The sequence below is a fragment of the Mesorhizobium sp. P5_C1 genome, from assembly GCF_054049815.1.
The window spans coordinates 1-2,020 of the sequence record NZ_JBFULQ010000769.1; the positions used below are offsets into that span (position 1 = coordinate 1).

At 65.0% G+C, this 2,020-nt stretch carries 3 protein-coding genes; 1 reads left to right on the top strand and 2 read right to left on the bottom strand.

Annotated elements, in window-relative coordinates:
* Window positions 1–89 precede the first annotated feature (89 nt).
* On the top strand, window positions 90–275 hold the full coding sequence (locus tag ACXJ7R_RS31055) for a hypothetical protein (RefSeq protein ID WP_457155143.1): 186 nt from the start codon (window positions 90–92) through the stop codon (window positions 273–275).
* Window positions 276–298: 23 nt separating this feature from the next.
* Here the strand turns inward: ACXJ7R_RS31055 and ACXJ7R_RS31060 are convergent, their stop codons facing one another.
* The gene (locus tag ACXJ7R_RS31060) at window positions 299–829 is read right to left on the bottom strand and encodes a DUF5943 domain-containing protein (RefSeq protein WP_457155144.1); all 531 of its coding nucleotides are present in this window, start codon (window positions 827–829) and stop codon (window positions 299–301) included.
* A gap of 5 nt (window positions 830–834) precedes the next feature.
* A partial coding sequence (locus ACXJ7R_RS31065) for a metal-dependent hydrolase family protein (RefSeq protein WP_457155145.1) occupies window positions 835–2,020 on the bottom strand: 1,186 nt, incomplete at its 5' end.

The window sequence follows — 2,020 nt, forward strand, 5'->3', positions numbered from 1 at the left end:
CCCGATCGTCGCCGGTCCAACCGCCGCTGACCCACCCGCCGCGGTGCCCATGTCCACCTGCCCATCACGGTGGCGCGCATCGACACGCTGTGCGTGGTGGACATGGGCACCGCGGCGGGTGGGTCAGCGGCGGTTGGACCGGCGACGATCGGGTCGGCGATGATGGCTGGATAGACGGCTACTACAATGGCTACGGCAGTTACGACGGCTACGCCGGCGACTATTGCGGAACCATCCAATGGACGCTCGACCTGTGCGGCCCCCACGGTCCCTGACCCTCATCCGGCCGTAGCGCGCCTCAGGCAGGACGCCTTTCCGCGAAGTCGAACCGGCAATGGTCGTGCCGGCCATCACAGGCGCAGTATGTCTCCTCGCATTCGACTTGCGTCGGTGCCGCAAGACCGAGCAGGAACGAGAAGGCGCCGGTGACAAAACCCTCGAACATGTAGCAGACGCGCTGGCCTGGCCCCTGCCCGGCCTCCAGCGCGAAGATCGAATTCCTCAGGCTGATGCTGCCGAAGCGCCCGCCCACATCCAGCGTGTCGATCGAGAACTGGCCCCAGCCGCGCTGCGACAGGCGCTGGAAATAATGGCGGAACGTCGCCTCCGGATCGAGGCCCTTGCCCTGCACCTGCGCCTCGCACCATTCGATGGCGGACTTTGCCGTCGCGGTGCGCAGGATGGCGCGATAGGCGTCGCGCCCGAGGGCTGCCTCGACCGCGAGATGATTGTTAACCAGGAAGTGCCTGGGCAAATAGACCATGGGCAGCCCGTCGGTCCGCCAGATGCCGCTTGTCTCGTCGACATCGATCGGAACCGCGGGCTGCATGATGCCTACGCTGCTTGGCGCTGCGCGGCGACCGAGGCCGACTGGTCCTTGTAGAGCTCGCCGTCCTTCATGATGACGACAAGGTTCTTCTCATGCACCATCATGTCGAGGTCCTTCAGTGGGTCGCCATTGACCAGCAGCAGGTCGGCGATGAAGCCTTCCTTGACCATGCCGAGCTCGTCGCCGAGCCCCATCACCTGGCCGCCGAGCCGCGTGCCGCATTGCAGCGCCTCGCTCGGCGAATAGCCGAGCAGGTCGACGAAATGCTTGAGGTCGCGCGCGTTGGTGCCTTGCGGCGTCTGCGCGAAACCATAGTCGCCACCGATCAGTGCGCGCACGCCGCGCTTGCGCAATTCGGTGTATACCTTGCGGCTGTCGTCGAGGATGCGCTGCATGCCGAACTTGACCGCCATCTCGTGGGTGAAGCCGAAGGGCTCGCCCTCGTAGAGTGTGCCGTAGATGATGCCGATGGCCGGGCCGACGAAGATGCGGTCCTTGGCCGATTCCAGCGCATCGAGCGCTTCCTCGTCGGCGGATTCGCAGTGATAGATGACGTCGACGCCGCACTTCACCGCGCGCTTCACCGAACCTGCGGCGCGGGCATGGCAGTTGATCTTCTTGCCGAAGTCGCGCGCCACCGACACCGCCGTCATCACTTCGGCTTCGCTCATCACGGTCAGGCCGCCATGCGCCGCGGGGCTCAGATCATCGCCGGAAATGTTGATCTTGATGTTGTCGGCGCCTTCGCGGCAGCACAGGCGCACCGCCTTGGTGATCTCCTCGACGCCGTCGGCGATCATGCCGAAGCTCTCGTGATACATGTGCTGCTGGCGCTCGTCGCCGAGGCCGCCGGTTACGGTGATTTCCGGACTGCCGGCGCGCATGCGCGGTCCCGGCAAGCGGCCGGCATTGATTTCGTTGCGGATGACGATGTCTAGCCTGAGCTTCGAGGTCGCGGCGCTGTAGGCGCTGGTGAAGCCATGGTCGAGCAATGTCTTGGCATTGCGCATGGTCAGCAGAAGATGCTCCTCTGGCGGAATCAGGCCAAGGTCGGAATCCTTGATCGCGCCGCCGAAGGAGATGTGGGCGTGGCCTTCGACAAGGCCCGGCATCAGCGTCATGCCGCGGCATTCGATCGTCGTCGCGCTGTCACCGGACAATTGGCCGGGCGTGCGCGCAATGGTGACGATG